19 protein-coding genes are annotated in these 17,659 nt (G+C 41.0%); 14 read left to right on the top strand and 5 right to left on the bottom strand.

The window, feature by feature from the left end; genetic code table 11:
• The first annotated feature begins 48 nt into the window (after positions 1–48).
• From accA to BKL49_RS11055, 4 genes are all read left to right on the top strand, one after another.
• Entirely contained in the window at positions 49–996 is a 948-nt protein-coding gene (gene accA / locus BKL49_RS11070; protein WP_077425433.1) for an acetyl-CoA carboxylase carboxyl transferase subunit alpha, read from the top strand.
• 98 nt (positions 997–1,094) lie between these two features.
• Positions 1,095–1,961: a pyridoxal kinase gene (gene pdxY / locus BKL49_RS11065; protein ID WP_077425431.1), complete on the top strand. Its 867-nt coding sequence runs from the start codon at positions 1,095–1,097 to the stop codon at positions 1,959–1,961.
• Positions 1,961–3,250, top strand: coding sequence for a tRNA lysidine(34) synthetase TilS (gene tilS, locus BKL49_RS11060; protein ID WP_077425429.1), 1,290 nt, complete (start codon positions 1,961–1,963; stop codon positions 3,248–3,250). The genes pdxY and tilS overlap by 1 nt, the downstream gene beginning before the upstream one ends.
• Positions 3,251–3,338: 88 nt before the next feature.
• Positions 3,339–3,956: a MarC family protein gene (locus tag BKL49_RS11055; RefSeq protein ID WP_077425427.1), complete on the top strand. Its 618-nt coding sequence runs from the start codon at positions 3,339–3,341 to the stop codon at positions 3,954–3,956.
• A gap of 269 nt (positions 3,957–4,225) precedes the next feature.
• Here BKL49_RS11055 and mutH read toward each other — a convergent pair whose 3' ends face one another.
• The 3 genes from mutH to BKL49_RS11040 form a co-directional block, all read right to left on the bottom strand.
• On the bottom strand, positions 4,226–4,900 hold the full coding sequence (gene mutH, locus BKL49_RS11050; RefSeq protein WP_077425425.1) for a DNA mismatch repair endonuclease MutH: 675 nt from the start codon (positions 4,898–4,900) through the stop codon (positions 4,226–4,228).
• Positions 4,897–5,436 carry a methylated-DNA--[protein]-cysteine S-methyltransferase gene (locus BKL49_RS11045; protein ID WP_077425423.1) on the bottom strand — a complete coding sequence of 180 codons (540 nt, stop codon included), beginning with the start codon at positions 5,434–5,436 and terminating at the stop codon, positions 4,897–4,899. The genes mutH and BKL49_RS11045 overlap by 4 nt, the downstream gene beginning before the upstream one ends.
• Positions 5,437–5,661: 225 nt before the next feature.
• Positions 5,662–7,032, bottom strand: coding sequence for an outer membrane protein transport protein (locus tag BKL49_RS11040; RefSeq protein WP_077425421.1), 1,371 nt, complete (start codon positions 7,030–7,032; stop codon positions 5,662–5,664).
• A 196-nt stretch (positions 7,033–7,228) separates the two neighbouring features.
• Here BKL49_RS11040 and BKL49_RS11035 point away from each other — a divergent pair, with 196 nt between their 5' ends.
• The 3 genes from BKL49_RS11035 (at position 7,229) to purN (ending at position 9,373) form a co-directional block, all read left to right on the top strand.
• Positions 7,229–7,516 (top strand): YfcZ/YiiS family protein, encoded by a 288-nt coding sequence (locus tag BKL49_RS11035; protein ID WP_077425419.1) that lies wholly within the window; start codon positions 7,229–7,231, stop codon positions 7,514–7,516.
• A 130-nt stretch (positions 7,517–7,646) separates the two neighbouring features.
• Positions 7,647–8,684, top strand: a complete 1,038-nt coding sequence (gene purM / locus BKL49_RS11030; protein ID WP_077425417.1) for a phosphoribosylformylglycinamidine cyclo-ligase — start codon at positions 7,647–7,649, stop codon at positions 8,682–8,684.
• A gap of 50 nt (positions 8,685–8,734) precedes the next feature.
• The gene (gene purN, locus BKL49_RS11025) at positions 8,735–9,373 is read left to right on the top strand and encodes a phosphoribosylglycinamide formyltransferase (protein WP_077425415.1); all 639 of its coding nucleotides are present in this window, start codon (positions 8,735–8,737) and stop codon (positions 9,371–9,373) included.
• Positions 9,374–9,436: 63 nt separating this feature from the next.
• On the opposite strand, the gene BKL49_RS11020 is transcribed toward purN, so the two are convergent.
• Positions 9,437–10,102, bottom strand: a complete 666-nt coding sequence (locus BKL49_RS11020) for an OmpW/AlkL family protein (RefSeq protein ID WP_077425413.1) — start codon at positions 10,100–10,102, stop codon at positions 9,437–9,439.
• Between the two features lie 278 nt (positions 10,103–10,380).
• Here BKL49_RS11020 and BKL49_RS11015 point away from each other — a divergent pair, with 278 nt between their 5' ends.
• From BKL49_RS11015 to mtgA, 7 genes are all read left to right on the top strand, one after another.
• Complete coding sequence (locus BKL49_RS11015) at positions 10,381–11,133, top strand: hypothetical protein (protein ID WP_077425467.1); 753 nt, start codon at positions 10,381–10,383, stop codon at positions 11,131–11,133.
• Positions 11,134–11,694: a septation protein A gene (locus tag BKL49_RS11010; protein ID WP_077425411.1), complete on the top strand. Its 561-nt coding sequence runs from the start codon at positions 11,134–11,136 to the stop codon at positions 11,692–11,694.
• Positions 11,694–12,161, top strand: coding sequence for an acyl-CoA thioester hydrolase YciA (yciA, locus tag BKL49_RS11005; protein WP_077425409.1), 468 nt, complete (start codon positions 11,694–11,696; stop codon positions 12,159–12,161). The genes BKL49_RS11010 and yciA overlap by 1 nt, the downstream gene beginning before the upstream one ends.
• A 34-nt stretch (positions 12,162–12,195) precedes the next feature.
• Entirely contained in the window at positions 12,196–12,492 is a 297-nt protein-coding gene (locus tag BKL49_RS11000; protein ID WP_077425407.1) for a YciI family protein, read from the top strand.
• 73 nt (positions 12,493–12,565) lie between these two features.
• Positions 12,566–14,755, top strand: coding sequence for a transglycosylase SLT domain-containing protein (locus tag BKL49_RS10995; protein WP_077425405.1), 2,190 nt, complete (start codon positions 12,566–12,568; stop codon positions 14,753–14,755).
• 31 nt (positions 14,756–14,786) lie between these two features.
• The gene (gene trpR / locus BKL49_RS10990; RefSeq protein WP_077425404.1) at positions 14,787–15,092 is read left to right on the top strand and encodes a trp operon repressor; all 306 of its coding nucleotides are present in this window, start codon (positions 14,787–14,789) and stop codon (positions 15,090–15,092) included.
• Positions 15,076–15,822: a monofunctional biosynthetic peptidoglycan transglycosylase gene (mtgA, locus tag BKL49_RS10985; RefSeq protein WP_077425402.1), complete on the top strand. Its 747-nt coding sequence runs from the start codon at positions 15,076–15,078 to the stop codon at positions 15,820–15,822. Before trpR ends, mtgA begins: the two co-directional genes overlap by 17 nt.
• Positions 15,823–15,869: 47 nt before the next feature.
• Here the strand turns inward: mtgA and BKL49_RS10980 are convergent, their stop codons facing one another.
• Positions 15,870–17,288 (bottom strand): sucrose-specific PTS transporter subunit IIBC, encoded by a 1,419-nt coding sequence (locus BKL49_RS10980; RefSeq protein WP_077425400.1) that lies wholly within the window; start codon positions 17,286–17,288, stop codon positions 15,870–15,872.
• Positions 17,289–17,659: the final 371 nt, after the last annotated feature.

Raw genomic sequence — 17,659 nt, 5'->3', positions numbered from 1 at the left:
ATTCTTGATAAAGTGCGGGCAATTTTCACGGTGTTTTTAGGATAAAAAATGAGTCAAGAATATTTAGATTTTGAACTGCCGATTGCAGAGTTGGAAGCGAAAATTGAAGCTTTGCGTGCCGCTTCCGATGATAAAGTGGATTTAACGGACGAAATTAAGCGTTTACAGAAAAAAAGCGATGAACTCACCAAAAAAACCTTTGCCAATCTTGATGCGTGGCAGGTTTCCCGAATGGCACGCCACCCAAATCGTCCTTATACCCTTGATTATATTGAACATATTTTTACCGAATTTGAAGAACTTGCCGGCGATCGTGCTTTTGCCGATGACAAAGCCATTGTAGGCGGTTTAGCCCGTTTGGATGGTCGCCCGGTGATGGTAATTGGTCACCAAAAAGGCAGAACGGTAAAAGACAAAGTAAAACGCAATTTTGGTATGCCAGCACCGGAAGGTTATCGCAAAGCCTTGCGTTTAATGGAAATGGCAGAGCGTTTTAATCTCCCTATTATCACGTTCATTGATACACCGGGGGCTTATCCAGGCATTGGTGCGGAAGAACGCGGTCAGGCGGAAGCTATCGCGCGCAATCTACGAGAAATGGCGCAATTAACCGTGCCGGTGATTTGTACCGTGATTGGTGAAGGCGGCTCAGGCGGTGCATTGGCAATCGGTGTGGGCGATAAAGTCAATATGTTGCAATATTCCACCTACTCCGTTATCTCACCGGAAGGCTGTGCCTCCATTCTTTGGAAAAGTGCCGAAAAAGCCTCCACCGCCGCAGAAGTAATGGGATTAACCGCAGCCCGTTTAAAAGAACTCAACTTAATTGACGGTATCGTGCAAGAACCACTCGGTGGCGCACATCGTGATTATGCATTAATAGCAGTAAACTTGAAAAAACGTTTAACGGAAGATTTAGCCGAACTTGACGGATTAAATAAAGAAGAATTATTAGACAGACGTTACCAGCGTTTAATGTCTTACGGCTATTGTTAAACCTATTTAAAAAAGAGCGGTATTTTGACTGCTCTTTTTTATCTTGTAAAAATCCCTTTCCCTACTTAATGGAATAACACAACAAAAAGGAGGCAAATATGAAAAACGTACTTTCCATTCAATCCCACGTGGTCTATGGCTTTGCTGGCAATAAATCCGCCACTTTCCCAATGCAATTATTAGGAGTTGATGTTTGGGCACTTAACACGGTGCAATTTTCTAATCACACCCAATACGGCAAATGGACGGGAATGGTGATTCCACAAGAGCAAATCCGTGAAATTGTTAGTGGTTTGGACAATATTGAAAAATTACAAGAATGTGATGCCTTGCTTTCCGGTTATCTTGGTTCGGCAGAACAGGTTGATCAAATTATTTATGCTTTAGAACAAATCAAAAAACGCAACCCTAATGCCCTCTATTTATGCGATCCGGTGATGCCGAACCCTGAAAAAATTTGTGTTGTGGCAAACGGTGTGCGTGAAGCCTTAATTGAAAAAGCCATTCCGGTAGCAGATATTATGACCCCCAACCTCAACGAACTACGCCAGCTCAGCGACTTCCCGATCAATCATTTTAATGATGTCCTTAAAGCCGTGCGGGCATTGCTCGCCAAAGGCGTGAAAAAAGTATTGGTAAAACACTTAGGAAAAGTAGGCAAAATCAATGATCCCGATACTTTTGAAATCATTATGGCAACCCCGGAAGGTATTTGGCACTTAAGCCGTCCGCTTTATCAATTCAATTTTGAACCGGTGGGCGTGGGCGATTTAATTGCCGGCACATTTTTAGCCAATTTACTCAACGGCAAATCAGATGTTGAAGCCTTTGAAGCAATGAATAATGAAGTCGCCGGCGTGATGAAAACCACCTTTGAACGCAATTCTTACGAGCTGCAAACCATTGCCGCACGTTTTGAAATTTTAAATCCAACCAGTCAATATAAAGCTGAAAAAATTGCTTAATGGATCTTTTTTCAAATTTTGAACAGCAACTCTCACAAACCACCGCGCAAGGTTATCTTATTGCTTTGAGCGGTGGGCTGGACTCCACTGCCCTTCTCTCTCTTTTTGCAAAATACCGTGAAAAACAACCGCACTTTCGCCTGCGGGCAATTCATATTCATCACGGTTTAAGCCCGAATGCGGATAGCTGGGTAAACCATTGCCAAACGCTATGCGATAAATTGAATATTCCACTCCTTATTGAATATGTACAGGTTAACCAGCGCAATGGTGTGGAGGCCGGTGCGCGCGAAGCCCGTTACAATGCTATTCGCCAACATCTTCAAGCAAATGAATTACTCACCACGGCACACCATCTAAACGATCAAACAGAAACCTTTTTCCTTGCTCTAAAACGAGGTAGTGGGCTGCAAGGATTAAGTGCAATGCAAGCCCAAAGCGAAATCTTTGGGATGAGCATTTTTCGTCCCCTACTCAATTTCAGTCGTGAACAATTAACAGATTATATCCAAAGGGAAAAACTGACTTGGATTAATGACGAAAGCAATGATGATAACCGCTATGAACGTAATTTTTTGCGTAATCAGGTATTACCGCTACTGTGTGAACGTTGGTCGCACTTTGACAATGCGGTTCAACGCACTGCACAGCACTGTTTTGAGCAACAAACATTAATTGAAGAATTGTTGCAACCAACCTTTGAGGCACATTGCCAAACAAAGACCGAATTTCATCTTCATCAGTTCCATCAATATTCGCCGCCAAAACAGACCGCACTTTTGCGTATGTGGTTAGCGAAAAACCAATGCGAAATGCCAAGTAAACGCCAACTTGAACAACTTATTCAAGATGTTATCTCGGCAAAAAAAGAGGCAAATCCTCAATTTCAACTAGGTAAAAACGTGATACGCCGTTATCAATCTTGCCTGTATCTTACGAATAACTTTCTCGATCTGCGTGCAATTTGCCTTGAAATGAAAAAGTCATCTCTCACCTTGCCCGATAATTTGGGTGAACTTTATTTACAACGGCTGGAACACCAATTTATCTTCCATTGGCAAGAACATTCCACTGTGCTTCCCCCAACCCATTTGCCGATTCAAATTCGCTTTTCTTATTCGGGTAAAATCAAACATCATCCTAAACGCCCAAGGGAAGACATCAAAAAAATATGGCAAGAACTCGCTGTCCCCCTTTGGCTACGTAATCGTATTCCGATGATTTTTTACGGTGATCAGCTACAAAGTGCGGTCGGTTTTTTCCAAGTTTTTGAAAATACAAAAAAATAGGGCGAAATGTGCCGTGGTTTTCTCCCTTTGCACCATTTATTTGATAGAATGCCCGCCTATTGTTTTCATTAAATAAAAAGGAAAGTGGATGTTTGATTCTTTTATTGTTCAGTTCGTTGTACTTTGGGCGGTGATTGATCCTATCGGTTCGATCCCCGTTTACCTTTCTAAAACCATTGGATTTTCCCTTGAAGAACGCCGCAAAATCGCCCGCAATGCGGTAATTATTTCCGCCGGCATTTTGCTTTTCTTTTTAATCGGCGGACAAATTCTTTTTGAAGCAATGCAAGTTCCCCTACCGGCGTTCCAAATTGCCGGTGGATTAGTCCTGTTCTTATTTGCCCTAACAATGATTTTTGGTGAAAGTAAACCGGATCAAGAAATCAAAATGCGTGCAAATGTTACAGAAATTGCAGTTTACCCTCTTGCCGTGCCTTCCATTGCTTCACCGGGGGCGATGATGGCGATAGTGCTTTTAACGGATAATCACCGTTTCAATTTTACCGAGCAGTTTATTACCGCCGGAATTATGTTGGCGGTGTTATTAATCACCTATATTTTACTGCTTGCCGCAAACCGTATTCAGCACTTTATAGGCAATTCCGGTGCGGCAATTATCAGCCGTGTAATGGGATTAATTTTAGCCACCGTTGCGGTAAATAATGTATTGGTCGGATTGAAGGATTTCTTCATTCAAGTGGCGTAAGGATAATTTTTGACGATTTTAGCCCTCTTGTTATAGAGGGCTTTATTATATGAATGTATAAAACGAAATAATCTGTAAGGACGCCAGCGTGGCGTCCCTACCAATCACGTTATTTCAGACTGGTGAGTTTATTACAACATACACCAAATTTTCCTTTCCCTCTCTCCGTTTACGAAGGGATATACCGTAGGCGGAGGAAGAGGAAAGTGCAGTTATTTTCACGATATTTTTTGCAACTGATCGCCCTAAGCTATCGTGAACAGCCACAGTTAAGCGCTTAAAAAATCCCTCAAAATGCCGGCAGTAAATTCTTTTCTCAAATAAAAGCCTAAGGGTAACGTTTCTATTACTTCCCCATTTTTGCCAATACCTTTCGTAATTGATTTACTGTTTGCTCCTTTTGGTCTTAATTGCATCACTTCACCAATTCTTGCGGTAATTTGATCGAGCCGTCCAAGGGTGATGTATTCCATCAATTCTTCCCAATCTTGTTTTAATTGGCGTTCTTGCGCGGGCGTTGGTTGCCATAAAATAGGGGCGCCGATGTGGCGTTTCCGCAATGCTATATGGCGGCTGCCTTCAATGGGTATCCAAAGTACGCAAGATAATTTATGGCGAACGTGAGAGGTTTCCCACTGCACGCCGGAATTTTGCACCAAAGGGGCAAGGCTAACGAAAGTGGTTTCCAATGGAAATCCCTGTTCATTAATCGGTAGGGTTTTAAGTTCCACACCAAGATGAGCAAAATCCTGCTCGGCTTTACTGCCCGCTGTCGCCCCTAATGCGGTTTCCAATAACATTCCAACCCAGCCTTTATCCCGTTTTAAATTGGGTGGGACGGGAATATTTAATTCATCAGCAAGTTCACCAAAGGTTAAACCTGCAATGGTTTGAGCGTGCCGAAGTAACTCTGCCAATGTTTTGGGAGGTGTTTGTAAAGTCATTCAGTATATTTTTTGAAAAAGCGGGGCTTGGTATATTCACTGCCTTTATCAATGTAAGGGATCTTTTCCAGTTGTAGCAAAAAACGTTTTACCGCCAATCCACCACCAAAGCCCGTTAGGGTTTTATCTTTCCCCAAAATGCGGTGGCAAGGGATAATAATACTAATTGGATTACTCCCTACTGCGCCACCTACTGCACGCACGGCTTTCGGGTTGTTGATCATTTTTGCCAATTCACCATAACTCGACATTTCGCCATAACCAATTTTTCGCAATGCCTGCCAGATTGCCTGCTGAAATGCCGTTCCCTCTGCTTTCAATGGAATATCTGCAAAGGTTTCCGCTTCACCGTTAAAATAACGGTCAAAAGCACGATAAACTTTTTGGAACAAGGGTAAATCGTTTTTCTCTAACCACGCAGGGTTTGGGGCGTATTGTTCTTTTTCAAAATCAATATGTGTGATGTGTTCGCCGTCAGACAAAATGAGAAGTTTGCCCACCGGCGAAGGATAGTAGGTGTAATAAAGTGCGGTCATTTTTAGTCCTGTTTTGCAGTGTTATGTAGCAAATATACAACGATTGAGCCCTTCAAGGGCGCCACGCTGACGCCCATATTATTGAAATTATTTAATTTTTATGTAATCCGACATGGCGTCCGACAAAAACAATCATTTCTATTCTGTACATTAACTACATCATTAAAAAAGAAAGGCACGCTTCTACCTGGAAACGTGCCTTATTATGCTAAATTTTTGAATGGATTAAAAACTATAATTTAAGTTTAAACCGTAAAGATTTGCACTGGCTTTAGAGGTGTAATCCGCTTTGATTGTAGCAATGCCACGCACATCTTGCGATTCTGTAAATTGAATTTTTTTACCTTTCAAATAGGCATAACCTAAATCAACGGAAAGATTCGGGGTAAATTTATAGGTTGCACCAACGCTATACCAAGTACGATCCGTATCCGGAATGGAAGCACTTGCGTGAGCAGTTGTTGCGGCCGCTTCGTCATAAGCGATACCCGCACGCAAGGTTAATTGATCATTTACATCATAGGTCGCACCAAGGGCAATACGGGAATTGCTGCGGTAATTTTCATCTTTATGGAAGGCTTCTTCACCGGTGTTATAGGTAGCGTGTAGCGATTTTAAGCGACTCCAATGCGTATATTTATAGCTATAATGCATTGCGAAACGATCCGTTAATTGATGGAAACCTGACACTTCTAAATAATCCGGCAAATGTAACGTTAAGCCGCCTTCACCTGCCGGTTGACCTGCGATGACACGTGGTGCGCTGGTGGCATAACGGTCTTTAAAATCAATATCAATTTTGGAGTGATACGCCACACCAATACGATTACGCTCATTAAATTCGTATAATAAACCGGCATTCCAACCAAACGCCCACGCACTCTTATCTTGTAAATGGGTTAAAACCGTATCTTTCTCTGCGCCTTGAAGTCTTGATAAAGATTGGGCTGCATTAGGTGAAATTAAGCCGGCTTGAACTAAACCAGGAACCAAAGGTGCAGCATTTTTAACCGCAGTACTTAAAACGCCTGCACGGCGTTCAATTTCTGCTTTTGCATAAACGGCATTCACGCCTACACCGGCACTTAAACCTTGGGTGACACGATATGAACCGCTTAAGTTAAGATTAATGGCGGTTAAATCGGTTTTTCCACCAAAAACCCCTGCATCATAGTTGTTGTCATATTCACTTTTTAAGCCAAAATTCACATTCATTCCACCGCCCACAGCGAATTTGTCATTGATTGGGGCAACAAAATACATATTTGGAATGAGTGATCCCGGTACCACACTATTTTGCGAAGCGGAACCCTGAGCAATCGGACGACCAAATGCCGTTACCGTAACCGGGCCGCTCATTTTGATCTTAGAATCCACATAAACGCCGCCTACGGAAAATTGGTTGGTTTTAAATAGGCTCATTAATGCAGGGTTGGTTGCTACAACAGAAGCGTTATCCGCCATTGCCGCTTCACCGGCATACGCACGCCCCAAGCCCGAGGTTGAAACTTCCGCTAATTGGAAGGCGGCGGCATTTGCACCACCGGCGGCAAGTAACATTGCCGTTGCTAATAAAGATTGGTTAAATTTTTTCATAGAAGAAACCTTTTTATTTATAGAGGAATTTAGAGGACGGGGGATTCTAAAGCTCCATTTATTGGAGTGCAAATTCATTTTATTTATTTTTATAGAGTTCCGACCAGTAGGCACAATTTAAAGTGCGGTGAGTTTTCAAGTTATTTTCAAAAGTGCTAAAATAATGCCAATTTTAATTTTAAAATAAGGATAAATTATGGCAATAAAATGCAAAGCGGAAGAATCCCTTACTTGTAGCTGTGTGGATGTGGGGACGATTATTGATGGCTCAGACTGCACGGTGAATGTGGAACAAATTTACGGCAGCCAAGCCGAAGCAGAACAAGCCCTTGCAACACTCACGGAAAAAGCACACAAAACAGAAAGTGATCCTTGCCAAATCAGCAGTGAAATTATCACTCTTGAAAACGGTGTGCAATTAAAAGCAAGTTTCACCTTTAGCTGTCAAGCCGAAGCGATGATTTTTGAATTGGCAAACCGTTAAAAATAACAATGAAAAAGACCGCACTTTATTTAATGTGCGGTCTTTTTTGTCTTAAAATTTTATCGCAAACGTTTGCGTAAACTGATACAATCTGCGCTGATTTTTTCTTTAACAAACTCAGGAAAACATTGTGAGCAAACAATCATTAAGTTACAAAGATGCCGGCGTGGATATTAATGCCGGTAATGAACTTGTCGAACGAATCAAACCACACGTCAAACGCACTACCCGTTCGGAAGTCATTGGTGGACTTGGCGGATTTGGCGCATTATGTGCAATTCCAAGCAAATATAAAGAGCCGATTTTGGTTTCCGGCACGGACGGCGTGGGAACAAAATTACGTTTGGCGATTGATTTGAAAAAGCACGATACAATTGGTGTGGATTTGGTCGCAATGTGTGTGAACGACTTAGTGGTGCAAGGTGCCGAGCCGTTATTTTTCTTAGACTATTATGCTACCGGTAAATTAGAGGTGGATGTGGCTTCAGATGTAGTCAAAGGCATTGCGGAAGGCTGTGTGCAATCAGGTTGTGCGCTTGTGGGCGGTGAAACCGCTGAAATGCCGGGAATGTATCACGAAGGCGATTACGATTTAGCCGGTTTTTGTGTGGGCGTGGTAGAAAAATCTGAAATTATTGACGGTAGCCAAGTGCGTAACGGAGATGCCTTAATCGCTTTAGGCTCAAGCGGTCCTCATTCCAATGGCTATTCTTTAATTCGTAAAGTGATCGAAGTTTCCGGTGTGAATCCCGAAACAGAGCAATTAAACGGAAAACCATTAAGCGAACAAGTGTTAGCCCCAACCAAAATTTATGTGAAATCTATCTTATCCCTTATTAAACAAACCGATGTTCACGCCATCGCACACTTAACAGGCGGTGGCTTCTGGGAAAACATTCCACGTGTGTTGCCAAAAAATACCAAAGCCGTTATCAATGAAAAAAGCTGGGAATGGCAACCAATCTTCAAATGGCTGCAAGAACAAGGCAATATTTCCACCTATGAAATGTACCGCACGTTCAACTGTGGCGTGGGTATGGTAATTGCCCTTCCGCAGGCTGAAGTAGAAACCGCACTTGCCATTTTAAAACAAGCCGGTGAAAATGCGTGGCTGATCGGTCATATTGAGTCGGCAAAGGATGGCGAAGAACGGGTCGTTATTCAATAATTTTTCCCAATAAGGCGAATGAAAATTCGCCTTTTCTCTTTAGGATCTTTATGAAAAAAATTGCTGTTTTAATTTCAGGGCAGGGAAGTAATCTTCAAGCCATTATTGATGCCTGTGAAACGGGGTTTATTCCTGCCAAAATCGCCTGTGTTGTCAGTAATAAAGCGGAAGCGTTTGGACTTGAACGTGCCAAAAGTGCGGTCATTCCTACCCAAGTTTTTTTACGCCAAGATTTTGCCAATAATGCAGAAATGGATAATGCCATTGGTGATTATTTGCAATCAATGGAAGTGGATTTAATCGTGCTTGCCGGCTATATGAAAATTTTAACGGCTGCGTTTACTCAACGTTTTTGCAGTAAAATTCTCAATATTCACCCTTCTCTCTTACCCAAATATGCGGGCTTAAATACCTATCGGCGAGCATTGGAAGCCGGTGATACGGAACACGGTACAACCGTACATTTTGTCAATGAAGAAGTGGACGGCGGTGCAATTATTTTACAAGCCAAAGTGCCGATTTTTCCTGATGATAATGTGGAAGAGATTGAATTACGCACAAGGGAACAAGAATATCGCATTTATCCAATGGTAATTAAATGGTTTGCGGAAGATCGTTTATGCCTAAAAGACGGTATCGCCTATTTGGACGGTAAGCCATTACCCAAACAAGGTTACGCAAGTGAATAAAAACTAAAAGAAAAGCGATGAAATCATTCATCGCTTTTTTGTTAAATAGAGGACTCACTAAGATTAGAAACTGTAACCAAGACCTGCGAAGAACACAAATGGGTTAAGTCTTACATCAACTTCGTGGTTTAAACCTAACGCATCAAATTTCGCTTTAGTTTTAATATGGGTGTACCACATTGCAGTATTCAAATAGAGGTTATCTGTTAATTTAATATCAATACCTGCATTCACAACCGGTGCGAAAGAATGTTTTTTAACATTTAAATTTGTTACTGCCGGATTTAATGATTTTGCATTAAAGAAACGGGTATAGTTTACACCTGCACCGATATACGGGCGAGAACCTGCATTTTTATCTAAGAAATAATATTGTGCGTATAAACTTGGTGGAAGTTGTTTTAATTTCACCACTTCACCAAGGTTTGCATTTGCACCTAAAGCCGGTACGTGAGCGGTAATTTTATGTGAGAATGGGGTTGCACCTAATAATTCCACACCGATATTGTCGGTAAACATATAAGTACCGGTTAAACCGAGTTGTGCATTATCTTTTACATCTAATACCACTTCCGGTTTACCTGCACCGACACCTTTTGTGTCTGATTCAGAATGTGCCGATACAAACACACCACCAACACGTAAAATAAAATCACCTGCTTGGTGTGCGCTTGCTACGCCACTAAATAATGCTGCTGTTAAGCCTAATGCGAGTGCTGTTTTTTTCATATTGAACTCCTTAAGTATTATATTTGAGTGAAAACCATAAAAACTTTATGGCTATCAACAGCGTGAAATATACTTCATTTTGAGTAGTCATTCTGTGATCTACTTCAAATTTTTATGAATTAGTAAAAATTTCTCATTAAAAATGACCGCACTTTTAATGAAAAAACTTGAAATTAAGAAATTTGTGCCATATCAAAAAGCGGAATTTTTACGTAAGATAAATGGCACAATCGCACAAACAAGGTATAATTGCGCCATTTTTGAAAAGAGAAAATAAAATGAAGATTAACTTTACCCAAGTTTTGCAAGACAGTTGGCATTTTTTTCGCAATCAACAAAAAATCGCCCTTCAATTTGTCTTAATTCTGTTTATGGTGCAGATGGCGAGCGTATTATTAAGCCCCCCACTCATTCCTCAAGATACTTTGCCGAATAATACAGCTTTACCTGATGTTGGAAACCTTGAATCAGGTATGCTTTTATCATTTTTTATCACACAATTAGCCTCGGCTTTTATTAGTGCTTGGGTATTAATTAGCGTTCATCAAATCAGCCAACAAAACTACCGCACTTTAGCACAAAGCTTTCGTGCCACCTTGCCACGTTTTGTGGGGGCGATTGTGTTGGAAGTGATTGCTATCACACCGTTATTATTTGCTTTGATTGAAATCGCCACCAGCGTAATGAGCCAAACGCCAACCGCCCCTTCTATTGTGTCCTTTCTTGTCTTCCTTTTTGGGATGTATTTTTTCGTTCGTTTAAATTTATCGGCGACACATTATTTAACAACCCAAGATAGTATTTCCCAAAGCCTTAAAAAAGTTTGGCTGCAAGGAATGAAAAGAAAAGGGGACTTATTTATTTACACCTTGCTTATCTATGTTGTTGCTCCTCTTTTAATTTCTCCAATTATTTCCATTCCCGGCAACATTTTCTTTGCTGTTGTAACCAGCCTTTTGGTGGCGACAGTGAATATTTTAAAGTTGGTTATAACCTACCGTTTTTACAGTTTATTGATGAAGGAAGTATAAATGAAACAATTACTTGAATTTATTCCACTCATTTTATTTTTTATCACCTATAAACTTGGGGGCGTGCGTGATGCGGCGATCGTCCTTGTGATTGCCACCATTGTGCAAATGATCGTTTTAAAATGGAAATATGGCACAATTGAAAAACAACAAAAAATTATGGCAGGCTCCGTGGTTTTCTTCGGGCTTTTAACCGCTTATTTCAACGAATTACGCTATCTTCAGTGGAAAGTCACCATCATCAATGCCCTCTTTGCCATTGTGTTACTTGTTGCACAATTTCAATTTAAAACACCTCTCATCAAAAAATTACTCGGCAAAGAAATCACGCTGCCGGAAAAAGCGTGGCATACCCTCAATCTTGGTTGGGCAATTTTCTTCCTCATTTGTATGTTGGTGAATATTTATATCAGCCACAATATGTCGGAAGAAGCTTGGATCGATTTTAAATCTTTCGGCTTAATTGGGATGACGTTTATCGCAACAATTCTTTCCGGCGTTTACATTTACAAATATTTACCCAAAGACGAACAAAATAATCACAAAAACGGAGAACAATGATGTCCTCAAATTTTATTGATAAAAACGGTCGCCAATCAAAAGGCACATTATTATTACGCACTCTTGCTATGCCTTCCGACACCAATGCGAACGGTGATATTTTCGGCGGTTGGATTATGTCGCAAATGGATATGGGCGGCGCAATTTTAGCCAAAGAAATCGCCCACGGTCGTGTAGTTACCGTTGCCGTGGACAGTATGAATTTCATCAAGCCCATTACTGTTGGCGATGTGGTGTGTTGCTATGGACAATGCTTAAAAGTCGGGCGTTCTTCCATTCAAATTAAAGTGGAAGTGTGGGTAAAAAAAGTCTCAAGCGAACCGATTGGCGAGCGTTATTGCGTAACCGATGCGGTATTCACCTTTGTTGCCGTAGATAACAACGGCAAATCACGTGCTATTCCGCGCGAGAACAATCACGAATTAGAAAAAGCCTTGGCTTCTATTGAAGAAGCCCAAGCCTCTTAATCCCCATCTATTAACCCATTAAAAGGAGAACACAATGTATTACGTTATTTTTGCACAGGATATTCCCGGTACGCTATCAAAACGCCTTGCCGTGCGTGAACAACACTTGGCACGTTTAAAACAATTACAAGCGGAAAACCGCCTCCTCACCGCCGGCCCTAATCCGGCTATTGATGATGAAAACCCCGGTGACGCCGGATTTACCGGCTCAACGGTAATCGCTCAATTTGAGAGCTTAACGGCAGCAAAAGAGTGGGCAACACAAGATCCTTATGTAGAAGCCGGCGTATATGGCGAAGTGATTGTAAAACCCTTTAAAAAAGTGTTTTAACGAAACTAATCTACTAAAAAGCGAATCTAAGGGTTCGCTTTTTTACAAATGATGTTCAATAACCATTAAAAATATGAAAAAACTTTCTCTCATTTCTTTTGCTATTTTGACCGCACTTTCTCAGCCAATTATGGCAAATACGCACAAAAACGAAAAAACACCTTCCATTAACCTTGCCGAAGAACAAGCAAAATGGCAACAAACCCAACAAGAAGTTCGTTTAAAACATTTTGAACAACGTGCTACTTTTTTACAGTTGGAAAGTTTATTGAAAAGTGCGGTTAAAAATAATCGTGTTTTTGAAAATAAACCGCTTTTCCAACAACTTATTCGTTCATTAGAAGGCTATCCATTACAAAATGACGCGTGGGTAACGTATTTTGAAAGCCAAATCAATGTGGTCACGCCGCACACCTCCCGAGATGAAGTGATGGCATTAAAAAAAGAAATGGAGGATTATTTAGACAAACATTCCCACCACTTTTTACACGCACGCCTAGAACAGGGCATACTGAATCTACTTAGTAACAATCAAGCCCCTGAGCTGGTTGATTATGCGAAAAAAATCAAACCGCAACGCCTTGCTATGCAGATCGCCGTGCTAAACCAAGCCTATCAAAATGAAGCCAAAGCGACGGAAGCAAATCAATCCCCACAACCAAATCAACGCGATATTTTGACCCGCTTTGAAAATCTTTGGTTGAATAATGGCGAAATCACCAAAGACACGCCTCTTTGGGCGCAATGGTATGCCACCGGGAACAGAACCTCAGACAAGATTTATCAAAAAGCGAAAAATCTTTTCACTCAAAATGATGTAAAAGGCTTAGAGCTGTTGGCGAAAGAATTAGAAAACCTAAATGGCGAAAAAGAAGATCCAACAATTTTGGCGGATTTACAAAGCTATATTGATTTACTCAAAACACCAAGTAAGCTCAAAATCATTGCGGAAAAATCACCACAGATTGAAAATGGCAAAATTCCCCATCAATTTGCGATACTACAAAGTTTTTCCCGTTATTTACGCAGTATTCCCGAAAATATCAACGAACCGAGTTTCGCCCCTTATGAACAATGGGCAAAAATGTGGCAGCTCAATGACGCTCAAATGCGGGATTGGAAAATAGCATTTATCAGCCGTTTTTTTGATAACGAAAGCCCGCATTTTCAACAATGGCGTGATGAGGAAATCCTAAAATTAAAGGCGGATAATCTGATTGAACGCCGTTTGCGTATGGCAATTTGGCAGAAAACCGATCTAATGCCTTGGTTAAACGCACTTTCTAATGAAGGAAAAGAAAAACAAGAATGGCGTTATTGGTTGGCGAAAAGCGATAAACAAAAAACCTCGTCAATTTTGACCGCACTTTCTAAAGAACGTGGCTTTTACCCAATGTTGGCACAAGCAATGTTAAGCCCTAAAAATCGAGGGGCTGGCTATCATTTTGAATCAAAACAAGCCACACCGGAACTCAAAAATGAATGGACAAAACATCAAAATACCTTAGCCGAAATTGCAGAACTTCGTCAATTAGATCGCTTAGGGGCGGCAAAACAGCGTTGGCGTTTTCTGCTGGAAAATCTTCCCGTTGATGAAAAAAATTCAAAGCAGGCACGACAAATTGCTTTGAGTGAATATGCCAACCAACAGGGCTGGTTTGATTTAGGCGTGGATGGTTCAATTATCGCCAAAGCGTGGGATTATCTGACTTTGCGTTTGCCCAATGCTTATCAAGATTATTTTGATATTGCCTTAAATAGGGAAACCATAAAAAATCCGACTGCCCAAGTAAACACCGCTATCTCCAAAACCTTTGCGATGGCAATTGCCCGTCAAGAAAGTGCGTGGAATCCAATGGCACAATCTTCAGCCAATGCCCGTGGTTTAATGCAGCTGCTCCCAAGCACCGCACAATTAACGGCAAACAATCAACAACTGCCATATCAAAGTGAAAATGACTTGTTCAGACCATTGAACAATATTTTGCTTGGCACGGCACATTTAAATGAATTAAACGCCAAATATCCGAATAATCGTATTCTGATTGCCGCCGCTTACAATGCAGGGGCAAGCCGTGTCGAACGCTGGTTGGCACGCGCCAATGGAAAACTGGCAATGGACGAATTTATCGCTTCCATTCCCTTTTTTGAAACCCGAGGCTATGTACAAAATGTCTTGGCGTATGATTTTTACTATCAAATTTTGCAGCACAAAGAAAATCCACAAACCTTTCGCCAAGAAGAATTTGATCGGCTATACTAAGCGCACTAGTTTAATAGTATAAGGTATCACTATGTATATCAGTCGCAATTTAGATCAATGGCAGGCTTTTCTTGCTATGTTGCAAACCGCTTTCGAGCAAGGCAAAGCACAAGAGCTTTTAACCTTGCTACTCACGGCGGACGAACGCGATGCCGTGGGTTTACGTTTACAAATTGTCTCACAACTTCTCGACAAAAATTTATCCCAACGGGAAATTCAACAAAACCTCAATACCAGTGCCGCCACCATCACCCGCGGTTCAAATATGATTAAAACAATGGATCCTGATTTTATGAAATGGGTGAAACAACATCTTGATAATGTGGAAAAAAACTAAGCAAATTTTGACCGCACTTTTGTGCTTACTCAGTCCTCAATGGTGGAAGAAAAATTGGCAACGGGTAGTGATGCGATTTTTCCTCGCCATTTTTGCTTTTGTGCTGATTTTTCGTTTTGTTCCCATCCCTTTTTCCGCTTATATGGTGCAACAGCAAATCGGACACTGGCTCGTGGGTGATTTTCATTATTGGGCGAAATCGGACTGGGTGAACATTGAAAACATTTCTCCGAATATGCAACTTGCCGTTATCGCTGCGGAAGATCAAAAATTTCCTCACCATTATGGCTTTGATTTTGAAGCGATTAAAAAAGCCTTTCAATATAACGAAAAATCAAAACGCCAAATTCGTGGCGGTTCAACCATCTCACAACAAACCGCTAAAAATTTAATGCTGTGGCACGGTCAAAGTTGGCTACGCAAAGGATTGGAAGTACCGGCGACAATGTTATTAGAATTGGGCTGGTCAAAAAAACGTATTTTAGAAGTGTATTTAAATATTGCGGAATTTGGCAACGGTATTTTTGGCGTGGAAATGGCAAGCCGCCATTATTTTAAAAAATCCGCAAAAAATTTAACCCAATCAGAAGCGGCATTATTAGCCACGGTGTTACCAAATCCAATTATTTACAAAGTAAATAAACCGAGTGCCTTAGTGCGTAAAAAACAACAATGGATTATGCGGCAAATGAGTCAATTAGGAAGGGGTTATTTAAAACAGTTAGATTAAAAAGTGCGCTCAAATTGACCGCACTTTTTTTGTATTTCGATTATTGCTTATTTTGTATTTGCACGTTTTACCATCATAAAAGATAAGCTAAATGCAACGATAAAGGAAATTGCCATTCCCACACTATACATTGCCAAGCTATCCGGTTTGATTGACGGCACGCCGAGGAAACCTGCCGCTCCAAGGGCAATTGCTTTTACATTAAAGAACGCAATAAAGGCACTTGCCAAGCCTGAACCAATCATTGCGGCAAAGAATGCTTGACGATAACGTAAATTCACACCAAACATCGCCGGCTCAGTAATACCTAATAATGCCGAAATACCGGAAGGTACGGCTAAACCACGCACTTTCGGATCTTTTAATGCAACCGCTACGCCCAAACAAGCCGCCCCTTGGGCAATGTTCGACATTGCGGCAATTGGGAAAATAAAAGTACCGCCGGTATGTGCTACATCCGCTAATAATTGCGTTTCTACCGCAATAAAGGTTTGATGCATACCGGTAATCACGATTGGCACATAGAATGTCCCGAAAATCGCACCGCCCACAAAACCAAGCGTATCATATAACCAAGTTAAACCGCTGGAAATTAAAGAACCAGCCTCACGACCAAATGGCCCAATCACGGTAAATGCCAAGCAACCTGCAATAAACAGTGAAAATAACGGCGTGATGAGATTATCTAAATAAGAAGGGACAAATTTACGGAATGTTTTTTCTAAAGTGGCAAGCACCCAAGCGGAAATGATGGTTGGAATCACCGTACCTTGATAACCGACTTTCTCAATTTCAAAACCAAAGATATTCCAATATTTGATGTTGCCTTCCATTAAGGTTTTTGCATAGTTCCAACCGTCTGCCAACGCAGGGTGAACCAAAAGCATCCCTAATGCCGCACCTAAGAATGGGTTACCGCCAAATTTTCGGGTAGCAGAAAAACCGAGCAATACCGGTAAAAATACAAACGGTGCATTAGCAATGGTGTTGATAAAATCGACCAAATCGGAGACTTCCGGATATTTCGTTACAACCGAATGACCTTCCCAGAAGAAACCGACGGAAGTCAGCATTGAATGAATACCCATCAATAAACCGCCCGCCACAATCGCAGGAATGATAGGCACGAAAATATCCGCTAAGCCTTTCACCAAACGTTGTAATAACCCTTGGTTGCCGGCAGCCGCTTCTGCCACTTCCGCTTTACTCACATCACCAATACCTAATTGTTTGGTAAGCTCTTCATGCACTTTATTCACCGTACCTGAACCAAAAATAATTTGGTATTGACCGGCAACAGAAAATTGACCTTTTACACCATCAATATTATCGATGCCTTCTTTGTCAACTTTGCTTTCATCATTCAATACAATACGCAAACGTGTTGCACAATGGGCTGCGGTGGCGATATTACTCTTACCACCCAGCTTTTCTATCACTTGTTCAGCGATTTTGGGAAAGTTCATAGTATTCTCCTAAGGTTAAAAAATAAAATCGGTGGATTGTAACGAAATTGATGAATAATAACTAGCACTTAGGTATTTTTAAACGAAAAAAAAACCGACACTAAAGTCGGTTTTACTATTTGGTGCCTGGGCGAGACTTGAATTGATAGCATTAAATCCTTTTACATACTGAATTTATGAAATTCAACATTAAAATTGTACTACTAAATCTACTACTAAAATCAAAAGTAACCTACTAAAATGACTATTCTTTGAACAATTATTTGGATCGTAAAGAGAGGGTATCAGCCAATGGCGATCACCCCAATTTAGCCGCTCAAATTGAGCCACTAAAATTTACTCTTTTCAGGTAAGTTAGATTTCCCTTTTTA

Origin of the sequence: Rodentibacter myodis, assembly GCF_001999305.1 — a bacterium.
Lineage (GTDB): Bacteria > Pseudomonadota > Gammaproteobacteria > Enterobacterales > Pasteurellaceae > Rodentibacter > Rodentibacter myodis.
This window is presented reverse-complemented; position numbering and strand designations above follow the sequence as displayed.

Coding starts and splice junctions, on each gene's coding strand:
- pdxY (WP_077425431.1), top strand. CDS start 1,095: ATGAAAAACGTACTTTCCATTCAATCCCACGTGGTCTATGGCTTTGCT.
- purN (WP_077425415.1), top strand. CDS start 8,735: ATGAAAAAAATTGCTGTTTTAATTTCAGGGCAGGGAAGTAATCTTCAA.
- BKL49_RS11010 (WP_077425411.1), top strand. CDS start 11,134: ATGAAACAATTACTTGAATTTATTCCACTCATTTTATTTTTTATCACC.
- mutH (WP_077425425.1), bottom strand. CDS start 4,900: ATGACTTTACAAACACCTCCCAAAACATTGGCAGAGTTACTTCGGCAC.
- yciA (WP_077425409.1), top strand. CDS start 11,694: ATGTCCTCAAATTTTATTGATAAAAACGGTCGCCAATCAAAAGGCACA.
- accA (WP_077425433.1), top strand. CDS start 49: ATGAGTCAAGAATATTTAGATTTTGAACTGCCGATTGCAGAGTTGGAA.
- trpR (WP_077425404.1), top strand. CDS start 14,787: ATGTATATCAGTCGCAATTTAGATCAATGGCAGGCTTTTCTTGCTATG.
- BKL49_RS11000 (WP_077425407.1), top strand. CDS start 12,196: ATGTATTACGTTATTTTTGCACAGGATATTCCCGGTACGCTATCAAAA.
- BKL49_RS11040 (WP_077425421.1), bottom strand. CDS start 7,032: ATGAAAAAATTTAACCAATCTTTATTAGCAACGGCAATGTTACTTGCC.
- mtgA (WP_077425402.1), top strand. CDS start 15,076: ATGTGGAAAAAAACTAAGCAAATTTTGACCGCACTTTTGTGCTTACTC.
- BKL49_RS11055 (WP_077425427.1), top strand. CDS start 3,339: ATGTTTGATTCTTTTATTGTTCAGTTCGTTGTACTTTGGGCGGTGATT.
- BKL49_RS10980 (WP_077425400.1), bottom strand. CDS start 17,288: ATGAACTTTCCCAAAATCGCTGAACAAGTGATAGAAAAGCTGGGTGGT.
- tilS (WP_077425429.1), top strand. CDS start 1,961: ATGGATCTTTTTTCAAATTTTGAACAGCAACTCTCACAAACCACCGCG.
- BKL49_RS11020 (WP_077425413.1), bottom strand. CDS start 10,102: ATGAAAAAAACAGCACTCGCATTAGGCTTAACAGCAGCATTATTTAGT.
- BKL49_RS11015 (WP_077425467.1), top strand. CDS start 10,381: ATGAAGATTAACTTTACCCAAGTTTTGCAAGACAGTTGGCATTTTTTT.
- BKL49_RS10995 (WP_077425405.1), top strand. CDS start 12,566: ATGAAAAAACTTTCTCTCATTTCTTTTGCTATTTTGACCGCACTTTCT.
- BKL49_RS11045 (WP_077425423.1), bottom strand. CDS start 5,436: ATGACCGCACTTTATTACACCTACTATCCTTCGCCGGTGGGCAAACTT.
- BKL49_RS11035 (WP_077425419.1), top strand. CDS start 7,229: ATGGCAATAAAATGCAAAGCGGAAGAATCCCTTACTTGTAGCTGTGTG.